Raw genomic sequence first — 14,389 nt, 5'->3', positions numbered from 1 at the left:
ACTGTGCGCAGGCAGCCTGGGCGCCCGCGGTTCGGCCGCTCGTTCATCGGATTGCCGGATTGCAGCCATTCGTCGCGGATTTGCAGGGGGAGGGGCTCAGCCGGGGAAGGAGGGTGCGAGAGGAGCAAAAGGTGAGCCCCGGAGGTGCGGATCTCCGGGGCTCGTGCGGCACGGTGGTGCGGGCACCGGGTCGCGATCAGCGCTGGAAGGGATAGTACAGCGCTGGATGGACAGTATAGCGCTATGCATTTCGCATGAATCCTTTAGTTAGGTCTTTTTCTCATATTTGCAGCGGTTTCGTGACCGAGGGCAATGAAGTGGCTTTTTCCCCTTGCCGCCCGCCGGAACCCATCCAACGGCTGGCATGCCCTCGTAACCGAAGTCAGAAACGCCAGTCGACGGCCAGTCCGACGCCATGGTCCTTCTCGCGGCTGCCCAGCAGGCCGTTGTAGCCCAGCCGCACGCTCACTTCGCGATTCACCGCGAGGCTGGCGTCGACGCCGAGCAGCGCGGCGTCGCGGGACAGGGCCACGCTTTCCACGCTGAATGGCTGGCTGCCGCTGGCGAACGCCAGGTGCCGTTGCGGGGTGGTGTCGCTCAGGTTGTGGCGCCAGCCGAGGGTGCCGGAGAGCGCCAGGCGGCGTCCGGCATCCAGCTCGAAATGCCGTTTCGCGCGCAGGCCCAGGGTGGTGAAGGCGGCGTCCAGGTTGTCGTCGCCACCCTCCAGGGCCGCGGCGCTACCGCGTTCGCGGAAGTCATCGCTGGCGACGTGCACGTAGGCCAGCCCGGCGAAGGGTTCCAGCTCCAGGCTGCGCCAACCCAGCGCGTAGGCGGCCTCGGCGAACAACTGGCTGCTCTGTGCGTCGAGCTTGGCCTTCTGCTTGCCGGCCACGGCGCCGTATTGCAGGTCGCGCTTGACCTCGGCGCGGTGCCAGGTGTGCGCCGCGCCCAGGCTCAGGCGCCATTGCTGCAATTGCCGGCCGAGGTAGGCGCCGAGGTGGTAGCTGTCGATGCTGGCGGAGGATTGCAGGCTGCTGTCCATGTTCAGCGAGCTGTTGCTGTAGCCGGCCACCAGGCCGAGGCGCGTGTCGCTGGCGACCTGGCTGTCGACGCCGAGCAGGAAGCCGCCGACCGAATGCCGGTAGCCTTCGCTGCCGTGGCTGCCATCGGCACTCTTGCCCCAGGAGCCGAGCGCCTTGAACCAGCCTTCGGGAGCCTCCCCGCCGGCCTCGCCGTCGCTGGCCTGGCGCAGGCGTTCGCCGACGCTGTCGCGCAGATAGCGGCTGTCGTTGAGCAACAGGCCGGCGAGCGCCGGGTAGATTTCCCCGGACAATTGCTGGAAGGCCCGTTGGGCGGTTGCGGCGTTTTCCGACAGGAGCAGGCTTTCGTAGACCGGGTTGCCGGCGCCGAGCGTTTCCACGGCCCCAGCGACCGCCGCCTGGTTGGGCGTCTGCGCGACGCTGGCGAGGGTCGTGCCGTTGCGTCCGATATCCAGGCGGATGGCGTTGGCCGCGTAGTCCAGGGTGCCGCCGAGGAACAGGTAGTTCGGCAATACCGCGTCGAAGCGCCCGTCGATGCCGCCGGCGGCGTCGAGGATGTCGTAGCGGCGGCCGACCAGGCTCTCGACCTGGGACTGGCTGAGCAGGTCGGGGCTGTTTTCCATGGCCAGGGTGACGTTGCCGCCCGCGATGCTCGCCTTGCCGCTGGCGACGATCCGGTCGCTGGCGCTTTCCGAAAGCTCCACCGCGTAGGTCGAGCCGGATTCGAAGCGCAGGTCCCCGGCGACCTCCAGGGTGCCGATGGAGTTGCCCGCGGCCACCGTGCCGCCGGAGCGCGCCAGCAGGCCGCCGATCCTGCCGCTGCCGCCGAGGGTGCCGCCGGCATTGACTTCGACGGCGGACAGCAGCGAACCGTCGACGCTGAGCAGCCCGCCATCGACCAGGGTCGGCCCGCGATAGGTGCTGTCGCCGCTCAGGACCAGGCTGCCGGCACCGGCCTTGACCAGGCTGCCCTGGTACTGGCGCTGGGCGGCGGCCTGGTCGCGGGCCATGCCGATGGCATAGTCGGTGCGTTCCTGCTGGCTGGCACCGGCCGGCAAGCCGTTTTCCCAGCCCTTGTCCTTCAGCGTCCGCTGCCAGGCCGCGTGCTCGGCGGCGTCCTCGGCCTGGCGCTGGAGCAGGGCGCTATCGGAAATCGGGTTGCTCCATTCGTCGCGCAGGCCGGCCGGGAGGTTGGCCTCGAAGCGGCCGAGCAATTGTCCAGGCCCATGCATCGCCCGACCGAGATCCGGCACGCCCCAGCCGACGGTGTCGGTGGGGGCGCCGGTCGGCGTGCCGTCGAGCTGGGTGGCGGTGGTCAGCAGAACCTGCAGCGCCTGCTCGTTGTTCAGGTACGGATAGCGCTGCATGACCAGGGCCAGCGCGCCGGTGGCGTGGGGCGCGGCCATCGAGGTACCGGACTTGTTGGCGTAGCCGCCGCCGGGCATGGTGCTGTTGATCAGGCGGCCGGGCGTGGTGATGCACCAGTACTTGGCGATGCCGCAGCGGTTGTAGCGCTGGCCGTTCTGTTGGTCGAGGCCGGACACGGCCAGCCAGTGGCCTTCCAGGTCCGGCTGGAAGTAGGGCAGGGCGGAGCGCACGCTGGCGTTGGCGTAGCCGCTGTTGCCGGCGCTGAAGACGTTGATCACGCCCTGGCGGGAGACGCCGGCGGCGGCGTCCAGCCAGGTGGAGCGCCCGTAGTGCTGGGCATAGGCGGCGTGCAGGCCGTCGAGGGTCTCGTAGCTGACGTCCTTGGGCTGGCTGCCCCAACTGTTGTTGATCGCCCGCACCCCGGCGTCGGCCAGCGCCTGGTAGGCGGCCTTGAAATAGTTCGGGTCGGGCGTCGGGCCGAACAGGAAGCTGTCGTTCTGGTTGGTGTTGGCGACATATACCTGTGCCGCGTAGGCCACCCCGTGCATGCCGACGCCGTCGCGCGAGGCGCCGAGGGTGCCGCCGACGTGGGTACCGTGGGAGTCGTTGTTGCCGTTCATCGCGCCGCTGACGCTGAACGGCGTGCCGTCGACATAGGTGCCGCTGGCCGTCACCGGCTGGTAGCGCGAGGCGGGAGTATCCGGATGGCTCGGGTCGAAACCGGAGTCCATCTCGCCGATCTTCACGCCCTGGCCGTCGATGCCGGCGGCATAGGCCTGGTCGGCCCGCATCCGTTCCAGGCCCCAGTCCTGCTGGTATTCGGCGGAGCGCCAACTGGCCGGATCGCCGGGCCGACCGGCTTCGACATAGGCGGCCGTGGCCGGCTGTGCGATCCAGGCGCCCAGCAGCAGGGCGGCTGACAACGAGGTGGGGCGAGGGCGGAAGGAGTGGTCGTCGGTCATGCGGTCTCCACGCTTTATTGGTCTTGTCGGACAGGGGTGGACTCGAAGAGACAAGGTTTAGCACCGGCTTTCGCCGCGCCGGAATTCCCAGGTGGATAGTTGACAGCCGGACAAACGGCACGCCTCCCCTCTACCGCGCCCATCGGCCAGCCTGATGCCTGGCGATTCAGCCGACTGACGCTGCTGGCGCGGCGGCGGAAGGCGCCGCATAGTGCCGATTCGACGACTAGACCGGTCGTCTGGTCCTCGCGTACGCGCCGGGCCGCGACGGCCGGCGACGACAATGAAGAGGCGAGCCATGAGCAAGACCCTCCACTACCGTGCGTGCCATCTCTGCGAGGCCATCTGCGGGCTCGCCATCGAGACCGAGAGCGACGAGGGCGGCGTGCCGCGGATCCGCTCGATCAAGGGCGACCCGCAGGACAGCTTCAGCCGCGGCCATGTCTGTCCCAAGGCGGTGGCCCTGCAGGACATCCAGGACGACCCCGACCGCCTGCGCCAGCCGTTGCGCCGGGTCGGCAGCGAGTGGCAGCCGATCGGCTGGGACGAGGCCTTCGCGCTGGTGGCCAGCCGCCTCGGCGAGATCCGCGAGCGCCATGGCAACGATGCGGTGGCGGTCTACCAGGGCAATCCGAGCGTGCACAACTACGGCCTGATGACCCATAGCAACTACTTCCTCGGCCTGCTGAAAACGCGCAACCGCTTCTCCGCGACTTCCGTCGACCAGTTGCCGCATCACCTGGTCAGCCAGCAGATGTACGGCCATGGTTTGTTGATCCCGATCCCCGACATCGACCACACCGACTTCATGCTGGTGCTCGGCGGCAACCCGCTGGCGTCCAACGGGAGCATCATGACCGTGCCGGACGTGGAGAAGCGCCTGAAGGCGCTGAAGGCACGCGGCGGCCGGTTGGTGGTGGTCGATCCCCGGCGCAGCGAGACCGCGGCTATCGCCGACCGGCACCTGTTCATTCGTCCCGGCCAGGATGCGGCGCTGTTGCTCGGGATACTCAACACCCTGTTCGAGGAGAACCTCGGTCGCCCCACGCCGCTGCCGGTCGACGGGCTGGAGCGGGTGCGCGAGGCGGTCGCGGCCTTCGACGCCGAGTCCATGAGCGCGCGCTGTGGCGTGCCGGCCGAAAGCATTCGCCAACTGGCGCGGGATTTCGCCGCCGCCGAACGGGCGGTCTGCTATGGCCGGATGGGCGTTTCCACCCAGGCCTTCGGCACGCTCTGCCAGTGGCTGGTGCAACTGATCAACCTGGTCACCGGCAACCTCGACCGGGTCGGTGGCGCGCTGTGCACCTCGCCGGCCCTGGACCTGGTGGCGAGTACCTCTGGTGGCCACTTCGGCCGTTGGCGCAGCCGCGTCTCGGGGCTGCCGGAATATGGCGGCGAACTGCCGGTGGCGGCATTGGCGGAAGAAATCCTCGGTGAAGGCGAGGGGCAGGTGCGCGCGCTGGTCACGGTAGCCGGCAACCCGGTGCTGTCCACGCCCAACGGGAGGCGGCTCGAACAGGCCCTGGACGGCCTGGAGTTCATGCTCAGCATCGACCTCTACATCAACGAGACGACCCGCTACGCCGATCTCATCCTGCCGCCCACCGCGCCGCTGGAGCACGATCACTACGACACCACCTTCAACGTCTTCGCCGTGCGTAACGTGACCCGTTTCAACGAGGCCGTGCTGCCGCGTCCCGAGGGTGCGCTGCACGACTGGGAGATCTTCGTCGGCCTGGCGCGGGCCTTCGCCGCGCGCAACGGCCTGGAGCTGAAACCGACCCTGGAGCCGCAGCAGATGATCGACCTCGGCCTGCGCGCTGGCGCCTACGGCGACCGTTCCGAGCACAGGCTGAGCCTGGCCACTCTGCGCGAACATCCCCACGGCATCGACCTCGGGCCGCTGCGGCCGAACCTGGCGCCGCGCCTGAAGACCGCCGACCAGCGCATCCAGGCCGCGCCGCCGCTGTTCGTCGACGACCTGCAACGCTTCGCCGCACAGCCGCTGCCTGCGTCCGACCAGTTGCTGCTGATCGGACGACGCCACGTGCGCAGCAACAATTCCTGGATGCACAACTACCATCGCCTGGTGAAGGGCAAGCCGCGTCATCAGTTGCTGATGCACCCGCGGGACCTGGAGGGTCGCGGCCTGGTCGACGGGCAACGGGTGCGGGTGCGCTCGCGGGTCGGCAGCGTGGAGGTGGAGGTGGCGGCGAGCAGCGAGATGATGCCCGGGGTGGTCAGCCTGCCGCACGGCTGGGGCCACGCGCGGCCCGGCGTGCAACTGGCGATCGCCCGCGCCCAGGCCGGCGTCAGCGCCAACGACCTGACCGACGAGCGTCATCTCGACCTGCTGTCGGGTAACGCCGCGCTCAACGGCCTGCCGGTGGAGGTGGAAGCGGCCTGAGCGGGTCGACGGAACGCGAGAGTAAAGCCGAGCGTCGCGCTAGGCTTTCCGATACAATACCGGTCATTATTTGCCGAGTTACCGTGTCGAAACGTTCCTGTTGAGGTAAGCCATGGACATCATCGAAACCATTAAAGAGCAGATCGCCAACAACCCCATCCTGCTGTACATGAAGGGTTCGCCGAACGCCCCGCAGTGCGGTTTCTCCTCGCGCGCGGCCCAGGTGCTGATGGCCTGTGGCGAGAAGTTCGCCTACGTCGACATCCTGCAGAACCCGGAAATCCGCGCCAACCTGCCGAAGTACGCGAACTGGCCGACCTTCCCGCAGCTGTGGGTCAATGGCGAACTGGTCGGCGGCAGCGACATCCTCGCCGAGATGTTCGAGAAGGGCGAACTGCAGACCCTGGTCAAGGACGCGGCGGCCAAAGCCAACGCCTGATCCGCGCATCCGACGAAGAGCCCCGCCTTGTGCGGGGTTTCTTTTTTGTCCGGAGAAACCAGCAAGGAAACCGGGAGCCTCCATGTCGGAAGTCAATCCTCGCCAGGGTCGCCTGGCTTGCATCTATTTCTTCGCCATGGCCGGGCTGGTCATCGGCAACCTGATGGGACGCATCCCGGCGCTCAAGGAGCAGACCCAGCTGGACGAGCGCGCGCTCGGCCAGGCCCTGCTCGGCGTCGGGGTCGGCGCGCTCACGGCGTTCCCGTTGAGCGGTTTCCTGGTCCAGCGCATCGGCAGCCGCAGCGTAGTGATCGGCGGTTGCCTGATCATGCTGCTGGTGTTTCCGCTGCTCGGCCTGAGCCAGGGCTGGTGGCAACTGGCGTTGGCCTTCTACGTGTTGGGCGTGAGCTTCGCCGGGATGGACGTGGCGATGAACATCCAGGCGGTGGATGTCGAGCGCCTGCTCGGCAAGCCCTGCATGTCCATGCTGCATGGCATGTACAGCCTCGGTTGCCTGGTCGGTGCGTTGAGCGCCGCGGCCCTGGCCGGACTGACGCCGTTCTGGCACTTCCTCATTCTCACCGCACTCGGCCTGCTGAGCCTGCCATTCTTCGTACGCGCGTTGCTTCCGCCGGACCCGAGCAAGGCGGGCGCGCGCAAGGGCGGCGGCTTCACCTTGCCGCCGCGGGCCTTGCTCGGCCTGGGCCTGCTGATTCTCTGCGCGTTCGTTTCCGAGGGCGGCGTGGCTGACTGGAGCGCGCTGTTCCTGCACAGCGTTCTGGATGCTTCCGAGCGGGTGGCGGCGCTGGGCTTCGCGGCGTTTTCCGCGGCGATGGTGGTGGGGCGGCTGTTCGGCGACCGCCTGCGCGGACGCATCGACGATGCGCCGTTGCTGCGCGGCCTGGGTTCGCTGGCCACGCTGGGCATGCTGGTGGCGCTGTTCAGCCCCTGGCCGGCGCTGAGCATCGCCGGTTTCGGGGTGGTTGGCCTGGGACTGTCGGTGATGGTGCCGATCGTGATCAGCGCTGCTGGCAACCAGCCGGGCATCGATCCGGTGATCGGGGTCGCCGCCGTCTCTACCGTGGGGTATGGCGGACTGCTGATGGGACCGCCGCTGATCGGCCTGCTGGCCCACGAGATCGGCCTGCGCTGGGCATTGCTGGTACTGGTCGGTCTTTGCCTGTTGCTGGCCCTGCGCGCCGATCTGGTCCGGCGCAGGCCGCGCAGCGCCTGAGGCTTTCTGGCGGCAAGAAAAAAGCGCCGGCGGGGCAGGCCGCCGGCGCTTCGTCGTGGTTCCCGATCAGTCGTCTTCGTGCATGTGCGACTGCAGGTAGTTCTCCAGGCCGACTTTCTGGATCAGGCCCAGCTGGGTTTCCAAGTAGTCGATGTGCTCTTCTTCCGACTCCAGGATGTCCTTCAGCAGGTCGCGGCTGACGTAGTCGTGCACCTGCTCGCAATGCACGATGGCTTCGCGCAGGTCCTTGGTCGCCTTCAGCTCCAGGTTCAGGTCGCACTGCAGCATTTCCTGGGTGTTCTCGCCGATCAGCAGCTTGCCGAGGTCCTGCAGGTTGGGCAGGCCTTCGAGGAAGAGGATGCGCTCGATGAGCTTGTCGGCATGCTTCATCTCGTCGATCGACTCGTGGTACTCGTGGGCGCCGAGGCGCTTCAGGCCCCAGTCGTTCCACATGCGCGAGTGGAGGAAGTACTGGTTGATCGCGATCAGCTCGTTGCCGAGGATCTTGTTGAGGTGCTGGATGACTTTCTTGTCGCCTTTCATGCCGAATCCTGCCGTCGTAGTGGGTGTGATTCGCCAAGTTTGGCCGCGACGAAGCAGGGTGTCAAACCTAAGTTATTGAAATATAAGGGAAAAAGAATATGAATACGAATGTTTTCTTTCCGCGTTCTGCCGCTAAGTCATTGAATTGAAGGCATAAAAAAACCGGGCGCCAGGCCCGGTTCTTCTGAAAGAGGGATAAAAAATATTTTTCAGGCAGCGACGAACGCCGTAGTCCCGAACGCCGGTACCGGCTGGGCACTCTGCAGGTCGTTGAGGGTTTCGCGTACCACCTGCTTGGCCAGGCATGCGCACTTGCCGCACTGGGTACCGACGCCGGTGGCTTCGCGAACCTCACGATAGCTGCAGCAGCCTTCGTAGATGGCATCGCGGATCTGGTTGTCGGTAACACCTTGGCAGAGGCAGACGTACATGGCGATCTGGCTACTGGGAAGTTGAGTTGGAAAAGATACTAATAATAATGAGAATGATTGTCAAAGTTCCCTGGAGCGTTTTAGTCGGGTTTTTTTCGCCCCCCGACAAATGGCTTTGTCGGACAAAGACTTAGCGCCGGCTGGGGCGGGGTGTATGATGGTTGTTTCCCGGGGAACGGCGCCCCTGCCATCGAGGCTTCACGAGGAGCCGGCAGGCTGCGGTGCCGTCCTTCAACCTTCCGCTTAAAGGAGACATGGAATGAGCGTACTCGTAGGTAAGAAAGCGCCTGACTTCAACGTTGCCGCGGTACTGGGCAATGGCGAGATCGTCGAGAGCTTCACCCTGTCCGAGGCCATCAAGGGCAAGTACGGCCTGGTGTTCTTCTATCCGCTGGACTTCACCTTCGTCTGCCCGTCCGAGCTGATCGCCCTGGACCACCGCATCCCGGAATTCCAGGCGCGCAACGTCGAGGTGATCGGCGTTTCCATCGACTCCCACTTCACCCACAACGCCTGGCGCAACACCCCGGTGGACAAGGGCGGCATCGGTGCCGTCAAGTACACCCTGGCGGCCGACACCAAGCACGAGATCGCCAAGGCCTATGACGTCGAGTCCGACGGTGGCGTGGCCTTCCGTGGCGCGTTCCTGATCGACAAGGAAGGCGTAGTGCGCTCGCAGATCGTCAACGACCTGCCGCTGGGCCGCAACATGGACGAGCTGCTGCGTCTGGTCGATGCCCTGCAGTTCCATGAGGAGCACGGCGAAGTCTGCCCGGCCAACTGGAAGAAGGGCGACAAGGGCATGACCGCATCGCCCGAAGGCGTGGCCAAGTACCTGGCCGAGAACGCCAGCAAGCTGTAAGAAGAGCCTGCTTCGCGCGTTGGAAAAAGCCCCGCTTCGGCGGGGCTTTTTCATGGGTTCGCGGGGGCCGGCAGCCCCATCCCAGGTCACGCGCCTCGCTCCGAAGAGGGGGAGATTGCCTGACCGGTCGCGTAGGACGGATAACGTCCTGGCGTTATCCGCCTAGGTGGGCCGAGGCTCAGTCGTCGTCATCCATCCAGCCGCCCATTTCCTTCCAGCGGTTGACGATGCCGCAGAACAGCTCGGCGGTCTTCTCGGTGTCGTAGCGTGCCGAGTGCGCCTCGCGGTTGTCGAACTCCATGCCGGCGGCCTGGCAGGCCTTGGCCAGGACCGTCTGGCCGTAGGCGAGGCCAGCCAGGGTGGCGGTGTCGAAGCTGGAGAAGGGATGGAACGGATTGCGCTTGATCCCGGTACGCGCCACGGCGGCATTGAGGAAACCGAGGTCGAAGCTGCTGTTGTGGCCGACCAGGATCGCCCGCTTGCAGCCATTGGCCTTCAGCGCCTTGCGGATGCCGCGGAAGATCTCGGTGAGTGCCGCTTCCTCCTGCACCGCCATGCGCAGCGGGTGGTCAAGCTTGATGCCGGTGAATTCCAGCGCGGCCGGCTCGATGTTGGCGCCTTCGAAGGGCTCGATGCGGAAGAAGTAGGTGTGTTCCGGGAACAGGAAGCCTTTCTCGTCCATGCCGACAGTGGTCGCGGCGATTTCCAGCAGCGCGTCGGTGGCCGAGTTGAAGCCGCCGGTCTCGACGTCCACCACTACCGGCAGGTAGCCGCGGAAGCGGCGCGCCATCGGATGGCGCGGGCCGCTGGGGAGGCTGCCGTCGAATTCGTCGTCGAAGTTGTCTTCGCTCATGCCCCGGCCTCCAGCAGTTTCCAGCGGAGTGTCTCGCCGGCGCGCAGCGGCACCACGTCGAAGTCGCCGAAGGGGAGGCTGGCGGGCGCCTGCCATTCCTCGCGGACCAGGGTGATCCGGTCGGTGTTGCGCGGCAGGCCATAGAAGTCCGGGCCGTGCAGGCTGGCGAAGCCTTCCAGCTTGTCCAGCGCATTGCGCTGTTCGAAGGCCTCGGCATACAGCTCGATGGCGGCGTAGGCGCTGTAGCAGCCGGCGCAACCGCAGGCGGCTTCCTTGGCGTGGCGGGCGTGCGGCGCCGAGTCGGTGCCGAGGAAGAATTTCGGATTGCCGCTCACCGCGGCGTCCAGCAGGGCTTCCTGGTGGGTGTTGCGCTTGAGGATCGGCAGGCAATAGAAGTGCGGACGGATACCGCCGACCAGCATGTGGTTGCGGTTGTACAGCAGGTGATGGGCGGTAATGGTCGCGCCGACGTTGGCCGGGGCTTCCCGGACGAACTGGGCGGCGTCGCCGGTGGTGATGTGCTCGAAGACCACCTTCAGGGTCGGGAAGCGCTCGACCACCCGGCGCAGGTGCTCGTCGATGAACTGCTTCTCACGATCGAATACGTCGACCTCGGCGCGGGTCACCTCGCCATGCACCAGCAGCGGCATGCCGACCTCGGCCATCGCCTCGAGCGCTTCGAAGATATTGTCGATGCGGGTCACGCCAGAATCCGAGTTGGTGGTGGCGCCTGCCGGATAGAGCTTGGCGGCATGCACGAAGCCGCTGGCCTTGGCGGTACGGATTTCCTCGGCGCTGGTGCGGTCGGTGAGGTACAGCACCATCAGCGGCTCGAAGCGGCTGGCGGCGGGGCGGGCGGCGAGGATGCGCTGCCGGTAGGCGTCGGCTTCGGCGGCGTTGCGCACCGGCGGCACCAGGTTCGGCATGACGATGGCGCGGCCGAAGGTGCGGGCGGCGTCGCCGACGGTATTGGCCAGCGCGGCACCGTCACGCAGGTGAATGTGCCAGTCGTCGGGGCGCAGGAGGGTGAGACGGTCGGACATGGGGCTTCCAGGACGGGATTTCGTGGGGGGAAATGCTACCGGAAAAGGGGGGGCGGGGCACTCGCTATCAAGTTTTGTCCGGGCCGTCCGATACATCCTTCGTATTTGGACGCTTTCCCGGAGCCCGCCGTCGTGCAGCCGCGCCTTCTTCTATTGCCTTTCCTGCTCAGCAGCCTGCCGGCGCTGGCGGTGACCTTCCAGACGCGGCTGGAGAGCGTCGAGTGGAAGGTCGAAGGCGACCAGTTCGAATGCCGCCTGTCGCAGCCGGTGGCGAATTTCGGAGTCGGCGAGTTCGTCCGGCGTGCCGGCGAGCAGGCGACCTTCCGCCTGAAGCCCGAGGCCCAGTGGCTGGGGCGCGGGTCGGCGACCCTGCTGGCTGCCGCGCCGCCCTGGCGACCGGGGCAGGGCGACATCAACCTTGGCCAGGTCAGCATCGGTAGCGGCGAGGTGCCGTTCAACAGCAGCCAGCAACAGGCCGGTCGGTTGCTCACCGGCCTGCTCGAGGGGCGCAGCCCGCTGGTCCGCCATCGCACCTGGCAGGGCGATCGCCTGGAGGTGCGCCTGCTGCCGGCGCGCTTCGCCAGCGTCTACAGCCAGTACCAGGCCTGCATCGCCAAGCTGCTGCCGGTGAACTTCGACCAGGTCAAGCTGGCCCAGGTCGGCTTCCCCGACGGCGGCACGGCGCTGAACGACGTGGCGCGAGCCAAGCTGGACATCATCCTGCAACTGCTCAAGGCCGATCCGAGCATCAACCGGATCGAACTCGACGGGCACTCCGACAACAGCGGCAACCGCCTGACCAACCGCGACCTGTCGCGCCGCCGCGCGCTGGCGGTGCAGGAGTACCTGAAGAGCAACGGGGTGCCGGAAAGCCAGATCAACGTGCGCTTCTACGGCGAGCGCTACCCGCTGGTGGCCAACAACAGCGCCGCCAACCGTGCGCGCAACCGCCGGGTCACCGTGCACCTGTCGCGCGAGGCGGTGGTCGAGCCGGCGACGGAAGCGCCGAAGGCCGAGGACAAGCCGGCGCCGCCCGCGGCAGAACCTGCCGCACCGAAGCCTCCGGCCGCCTCGCTTCAGGGAAAACCCACGGTTTGAGTCGCGCAAACGATAGAATCTGTCGCTTTTGCGTCTAAAGCTGTCGCCCCTCTGTAATTTCCCGAATGCCCTGCGTAGAATTGTCGCTTTTCGTGACGACCCCCGTGGAGTGATGGCATGGCGGATGTGAAGAAGGTAGTCCTGGCGTATTCCGGCGGCCTGGATACCTCGGTAATTCTGAAGTGGTTGCAAGATACCTATAACTGCGAAGTGGTGACCTTCACCGCCGACCTCGGCCAGGGCGAGGAAGTCGAACCGGCTCGCGCCAAGGCCCGCGCGATGGGCGTCAAGGAAATCTACATCGACGACCTGCGCGAAGAATTCGTCCGCGACTTCGTCTACCCGATGTTCCGCGCCAACACCGTCTACGAAGGCGAGTACCTGCTGGGCACTTCCATCGCTCGTCCGCTGATCGCCAAGCGCCTGATCGAGATCGCCAACGAGACCGGCGCCGACGCCATCTCCCACGGCGCCACCGGCAAGGGCAACGACCAGGTCCGCTTCGAGCTGGGCGCCTACGCGCTGAAGCCCGGCGTCAAGGTGATCGCGCCCTGGCGCGAGTGGGACCTGCTGTCCCGCGAGAAGCTGATGGACTATGCCGAGAAGCACGGCATCCCCATCGAGCGCCACGGCAAGAAGAAGTCGCCGTACTCGATGGACGCCAACCTCCTGCATATCTCCTACGAAGGCGGCGTGCTGGAAGATACCTGGACCGAGCACGAAGAAGACATGTGGAAGTGGACCGCTTCCCCGGAAAACGCGCCGGACACCCCGACCTACATCGAGCTGACCTACCGCAAGGGCGACATCGTCGCCATCGACGGCAAGGACATGACCCCGGCCGAGGTGCTCACCGAGCTGAACCGCGTCGGCGGGATCAACGGCATCGGCCGCCTCGACATCGTCGAGAACCGCTATGTCGGCATGAAGTCCCGTGGCTGCTACGAGACCCCCGGCGGCACCATCATGCTCAAGGCCCACCGCGCCATCGAGTCGATCACCCTGGACCGCGAAGTGGCCCACCTGAAAGACGAGCTGATGCCCAAGTACGCCAGCCTGATCTACACCGGCTACTGGTGGAGCCCGGAGCGCCTGATGCTGCAGCAGATGATCGACGCCTCGCAGGTCAACGTGAACGGCGTAGTGCGCCTGAAGCTGTACAAGGGCAACGTCGTGGTGGTGGGCCGCAAGTCCGACGACTCGCTGTTCGACGCCAACATCGCGACCTTCGAGGAAGACGGCGGCGCCTACAACCAGGCCGATGCCGCGGGCTTCATCAAGCTCAACGCGCTGCGCATGCGCATCGCCGCGAACAAGGGCCGCACGCTGTCCTGACCGACGCGCGCTGCCTGCGATGGAACGAAGAACCCCGGCCATGAGCCGGGGTTCTTCGTTCCTGATTGCTGAAAGCGATAGCCGGGGCCGTTCAGGAAGACTTCTGGATCAGTTCGATCTTGTAGCCGTCCGGGTCGGTCACGAAGGCGATCACGGTGGTACCGTGCTTCATCGGCCCGGCTTCGCGGGTGACCTGGCCGCCGTTGTTGCGGATGTCGTCGCAGGCCTGGTAGGCGTCGTCGACCTCAATGGCGATATGGCCGTAGCCGGTGCCGATCTCGTAGGCATCCACGCCCCAGTTGTGGGTAAGCTCGATCACCGCGGAATCCGCCTCGTTGCCATAGCCGACGAAGGCGAGGGTGAACTGGCCGTCGGGATAGTCGTTCTTCCTGAGCAGGGTCATGCCTAGCACCCGGGTATAGAAATCGATCGAGCGATCGATGTTTCCGACCCGGATCATGGTATGGAGAATGCGCATTTTCATTGCCTCGAGCTTCACGGTCAAAGGCGGATTTTACCATGTGGCCGGCAACCGGCTGCGAGATCGGGATCGTCCCCGTCCCGGCGACCGGCCCTTTGCCGGACTTCCCTTCCTACGGGGCGTTTCGCCTCTTCCCTGGGCCGGCCGTCGATAGCCGGTCGGCCTGCCTCCGCCACCCTCCCGAGCTGCCCGCTGCGTCTCCGAGCGTGCCAGGCGTCCCGCCCCCGGTGACCGGCCGAAAGCTCGCTGCGCCTTCGCCATGAGGTCGGAAAAAAGGGGGGTTGACCTTGCCA

Annotated in this window: 12 protein-coding genes; 6 read left to right on the top strand and 6 right to left on the bottom strand. The window is 66.2% G+C overall.

What is annotated here, in order from left to right; translation table 11 throughout:
• Positions 1-382 precede the first annotated feature (382 nt).
• Positions 383-3,370 carry an autotransporter serine peptidase EprS gene (eprS, locus tag JHD77_RS12870; protein WP_003159527.1) on the bottom strand — a complete coding sequence of 996 codons (2,988 nt, stop codon included), beginning with the start codon at positions 3,368-3,370 and terminating at the stop codon, positions 383-385.
• Between the two features lie 298 nt (positions 3,371-3,668).
• Between eprS and JHD77_RS12865 the strand changes: the two genes are divergently transcribed.
• The 3 genes from JHD77_RS12865 to JHD77_RS12855 all read left to right on the top strand — a co-directional run bounded on the left by JHD77_RS12865 (position 3,669) and on the right by JHD77_RS12855 (position 7,450).
• On the top strand, positions 3,669-5,777 hold the full coding sequence (locus tag JHD77_RS12865) for a molybdopterin oxidoreductase family protein (RefSeq protein WP_003104264.1): 2,109 nt from the start codon (positions 3,669-3,671) through the stop codon (positions 5,775-5,777).
• A gap of 112 nt (positions 5,778-5,889) precedes the next feature.
• Positions 5,890-6,216, top strand: coding sequence for a Grx4 family monothiol glutaredoxin (gene grxD / locus JHD77_RS12860; protein ID WP_003092082.1), 327 nt, complete (start codon positions 5,890-5,892; stop codon positions 6,214-6,216).
• A gap of 82 nt (positions 6,217-6,298) precedes the next feature.
• Entirely contained in the window at positions 6,299-7,450 is a 1,152-nt protein-coding gene (locus tag JHD77_RS12855; RefSeq protein WP_003104266.1) for an MFS transporter, read from the top strand.
• Positions 7,451-7,516: 66 nt separating this feature from the next.
• Here JHD77_RS12855 and bfrB read toward each other — a convergent pair whose 3' ends face one another.
• Both bfrB and JHD77_RS12845 read right to left on the bottom strand, forming a co-directional pair.
• On the bottom strand, positions 7,517-7,993 hold the full coding sequence (bfrB, locus tag JHD77_RS12850) for a bacterioferritin BfrB (RefSeq protein WP_003092078.1): 477 nt from the start codon (positions 7,991-7,993) through the stop codon (positions 7,517-7,519).
• Positions 7,994-8,202: 209 nt separating this feature from the next.
• Complete coding sequence (locus JHD77_RS12845) at positions 8,203-8,424, bottom strand: bacterioferritin-associated ferredoxin (RefSeq protein ID WP_003092075.1); 222 nt, start codon at positions 8,422-8,424, stop codon at positions 8,203-8,205.
• Positions 8,425-8,683: 259 nt separating this feature from the next.
• Between JHD77_RS12845 and JHD77_RS12840 the strand changes: the two genes are divergently transcribed.
• Entirely contained in the window at positions 8,684-9,286 is a 603-nt protein-coding gene (locus JHD77_RS12840; RefSeq protein ID WP_003092073.1) for a peroxiredoxin, read from the top strand.
• Positions 9,287-9,464: 178 nt separating this feature from the next.
• Here the strand turns inward: JHD77_RS12840 and rnt are convergent, their stop codons facing one another.
• Both rnt and pyrC read right to left on the bottom strand, forming a co-directional pair.
• Positions 9,465-10,139 (bottom strand): ribonuclease T, encoded by a 675-nt coding sequence (rnt, locus tag JHD77_RS12835; RefSeq protein WP_003092070.1) that lies wholly within the window; start codon positions 10,137-10,139, stop codon positions 9,465-9,467.
• Entirely contained in the window at positions 10,136-11,182 is a 1,047-nt protein-coding gene (gene pyrC / locus JHD77_RS12830) for a dihydroorotase (protein WP_003092068.1), read from the bottom strand. The genes rnt and pyrC overlap by 4 nt, the downstream gene beginning before the upstream one ends.
• Before the next feature lie 132 nt (positions 11,183-11,314).
• Between pyrC and motY the strand changes: the two genes are divergently transcribed.
• Positions 11,315-12,280: a flagellar protein MotY gene (gene motY, locus JHD77_RS12825; RefSeq protein ID WP_003104269.1), complete on the top strand. Its 966-nt coding sequence runs from the start codon at positions 11,315-11,317 to the stop codon at positions 12,278-12,280.
• Positions 12,281-12,397: 117 nt separating this feature from the next.
• The gene (locus JHD77_RS12820) at positions 12,398-13,615 is read left to right on the top strand and encodes an argininosuccinate synthase (RefSeq protein WP_003092065.1); all 1,218 of its coding nucleotides are present in this window, start codon (positions 12,398-12,400) and stop codon (positions 13,613-13,615) included.
• A 91-nt stretch (positions 13,616-13,706) separates the two neighbouring features.
• On the opposite strand, the gene gloA is transcribed toward JHD77_RS12820, so the two are convergent.
• On the bottom strand, positions 13,707-14,093 hold the full coding sequence (gloA, locus tag JHD77_RS12815) for a lactoylglutathione lyase (RefSeq protein ID WP_003110007.1): 387 nt from the start codon (positions 14,091-14,093) through the stop codon (positions 13,707-13,709).
• Positions 14,094-14,389 lie beyond the last annotated feature (296 nt).

Origin of the sequence: Pseudomonas sp. P20 (assembly GCF_016463925.1) — a bacterium.
Lineage (GTDB): Bacteria > Pseudomonadota > Gammaproteobacteria > Pseudomonadales > Pseudomonadaceae > Pseudomonas > Pseudomonas aeruginosa.
The sequence above is the reverse complement of the archived record's forward strand: the minus strand, read 5'-3'. Positions and strand labels throughout refer to the sequence as shown.

Excerpts from the sequence above, each read along its gene's own strand:
- JHD77_RS12865 (WP_003104264.1), top strand. The coding sequence starts at position 3,669 with ATGAGCAAGACCCTCCACTACCGTGCGTGCCATCTCTGCGAGGCCATC.
- JHD77_RS12820 (WP_003092065.1), top strand. The coding sequence starts at position 12,398 with ATGGCGGATGTGAAGAAGGTAGTCCTGGCGTATTCCGGCGGCCTGGAT.
- JHD77_RS12855 (WP_003104266.1), top strand. The coding sequence starts at position 6,299 with ATGTCGGAAGTCAATCCTCGCCAGGGTCGCCTGGCTTGCATCTATTTC.
- grxD (WP_003092082.1), top strand. The coding sequence starts at position 5,890 with ATGGACATCATCGAAACCATTAAAGAGCAGATCGCCAACAACCCCATC.
- rnt (WP_003092070.1), bottom strand. The coding sequence starts at position 10,139 with ATGAGCGAAGACAACTTCGACGACGAATTCGACGGCAGCCTCCCCAGC.
- gloA (WP_003110007.1), bottom strand. The coding sequence starts at position 14,093 with ATGCGCATTCTCCATACCATGATCCGGGTCGGAAACATCGATCGCTCG.
- eprS (WP_003159527.1), bottom strand. The coding sequence starts at position 3,370 with ATGACCGACGACCACTCCTTCCGCCCTCGCCCCACCTCGTTGTCAGCC.
- pyrC (WP_003092068.1), bottom strand. The coding sequence starts at position 11,182 with ATGTCCGACCGTCTCACCCTCCTGCGCCCCGACGACTGGCACATTCAC.
- JHD77_RS12840 (WP_003092073.1), top strand. The coding sequence starts at position 8,684 with ATGAGCGTACTCGTAGGTAAGAAAGCGCCTGACTTCAACGTTGCCGCG.
- bfrB (WP_003092078.1), bottom strand. The coding sequence starts at position 7,993 with ATGAAAGGCGACAAGAAAGTCATCCAGCACCTCAACAAGATCCTCGGC.
- JHD77_RS12845 (WP_003092075.1), bottom strand. The coding sequence starts at position 8,424 with ATGTACGTCTGCCTCTGCCAAGGTGTTACCGACAACCAGATCCGCGAT.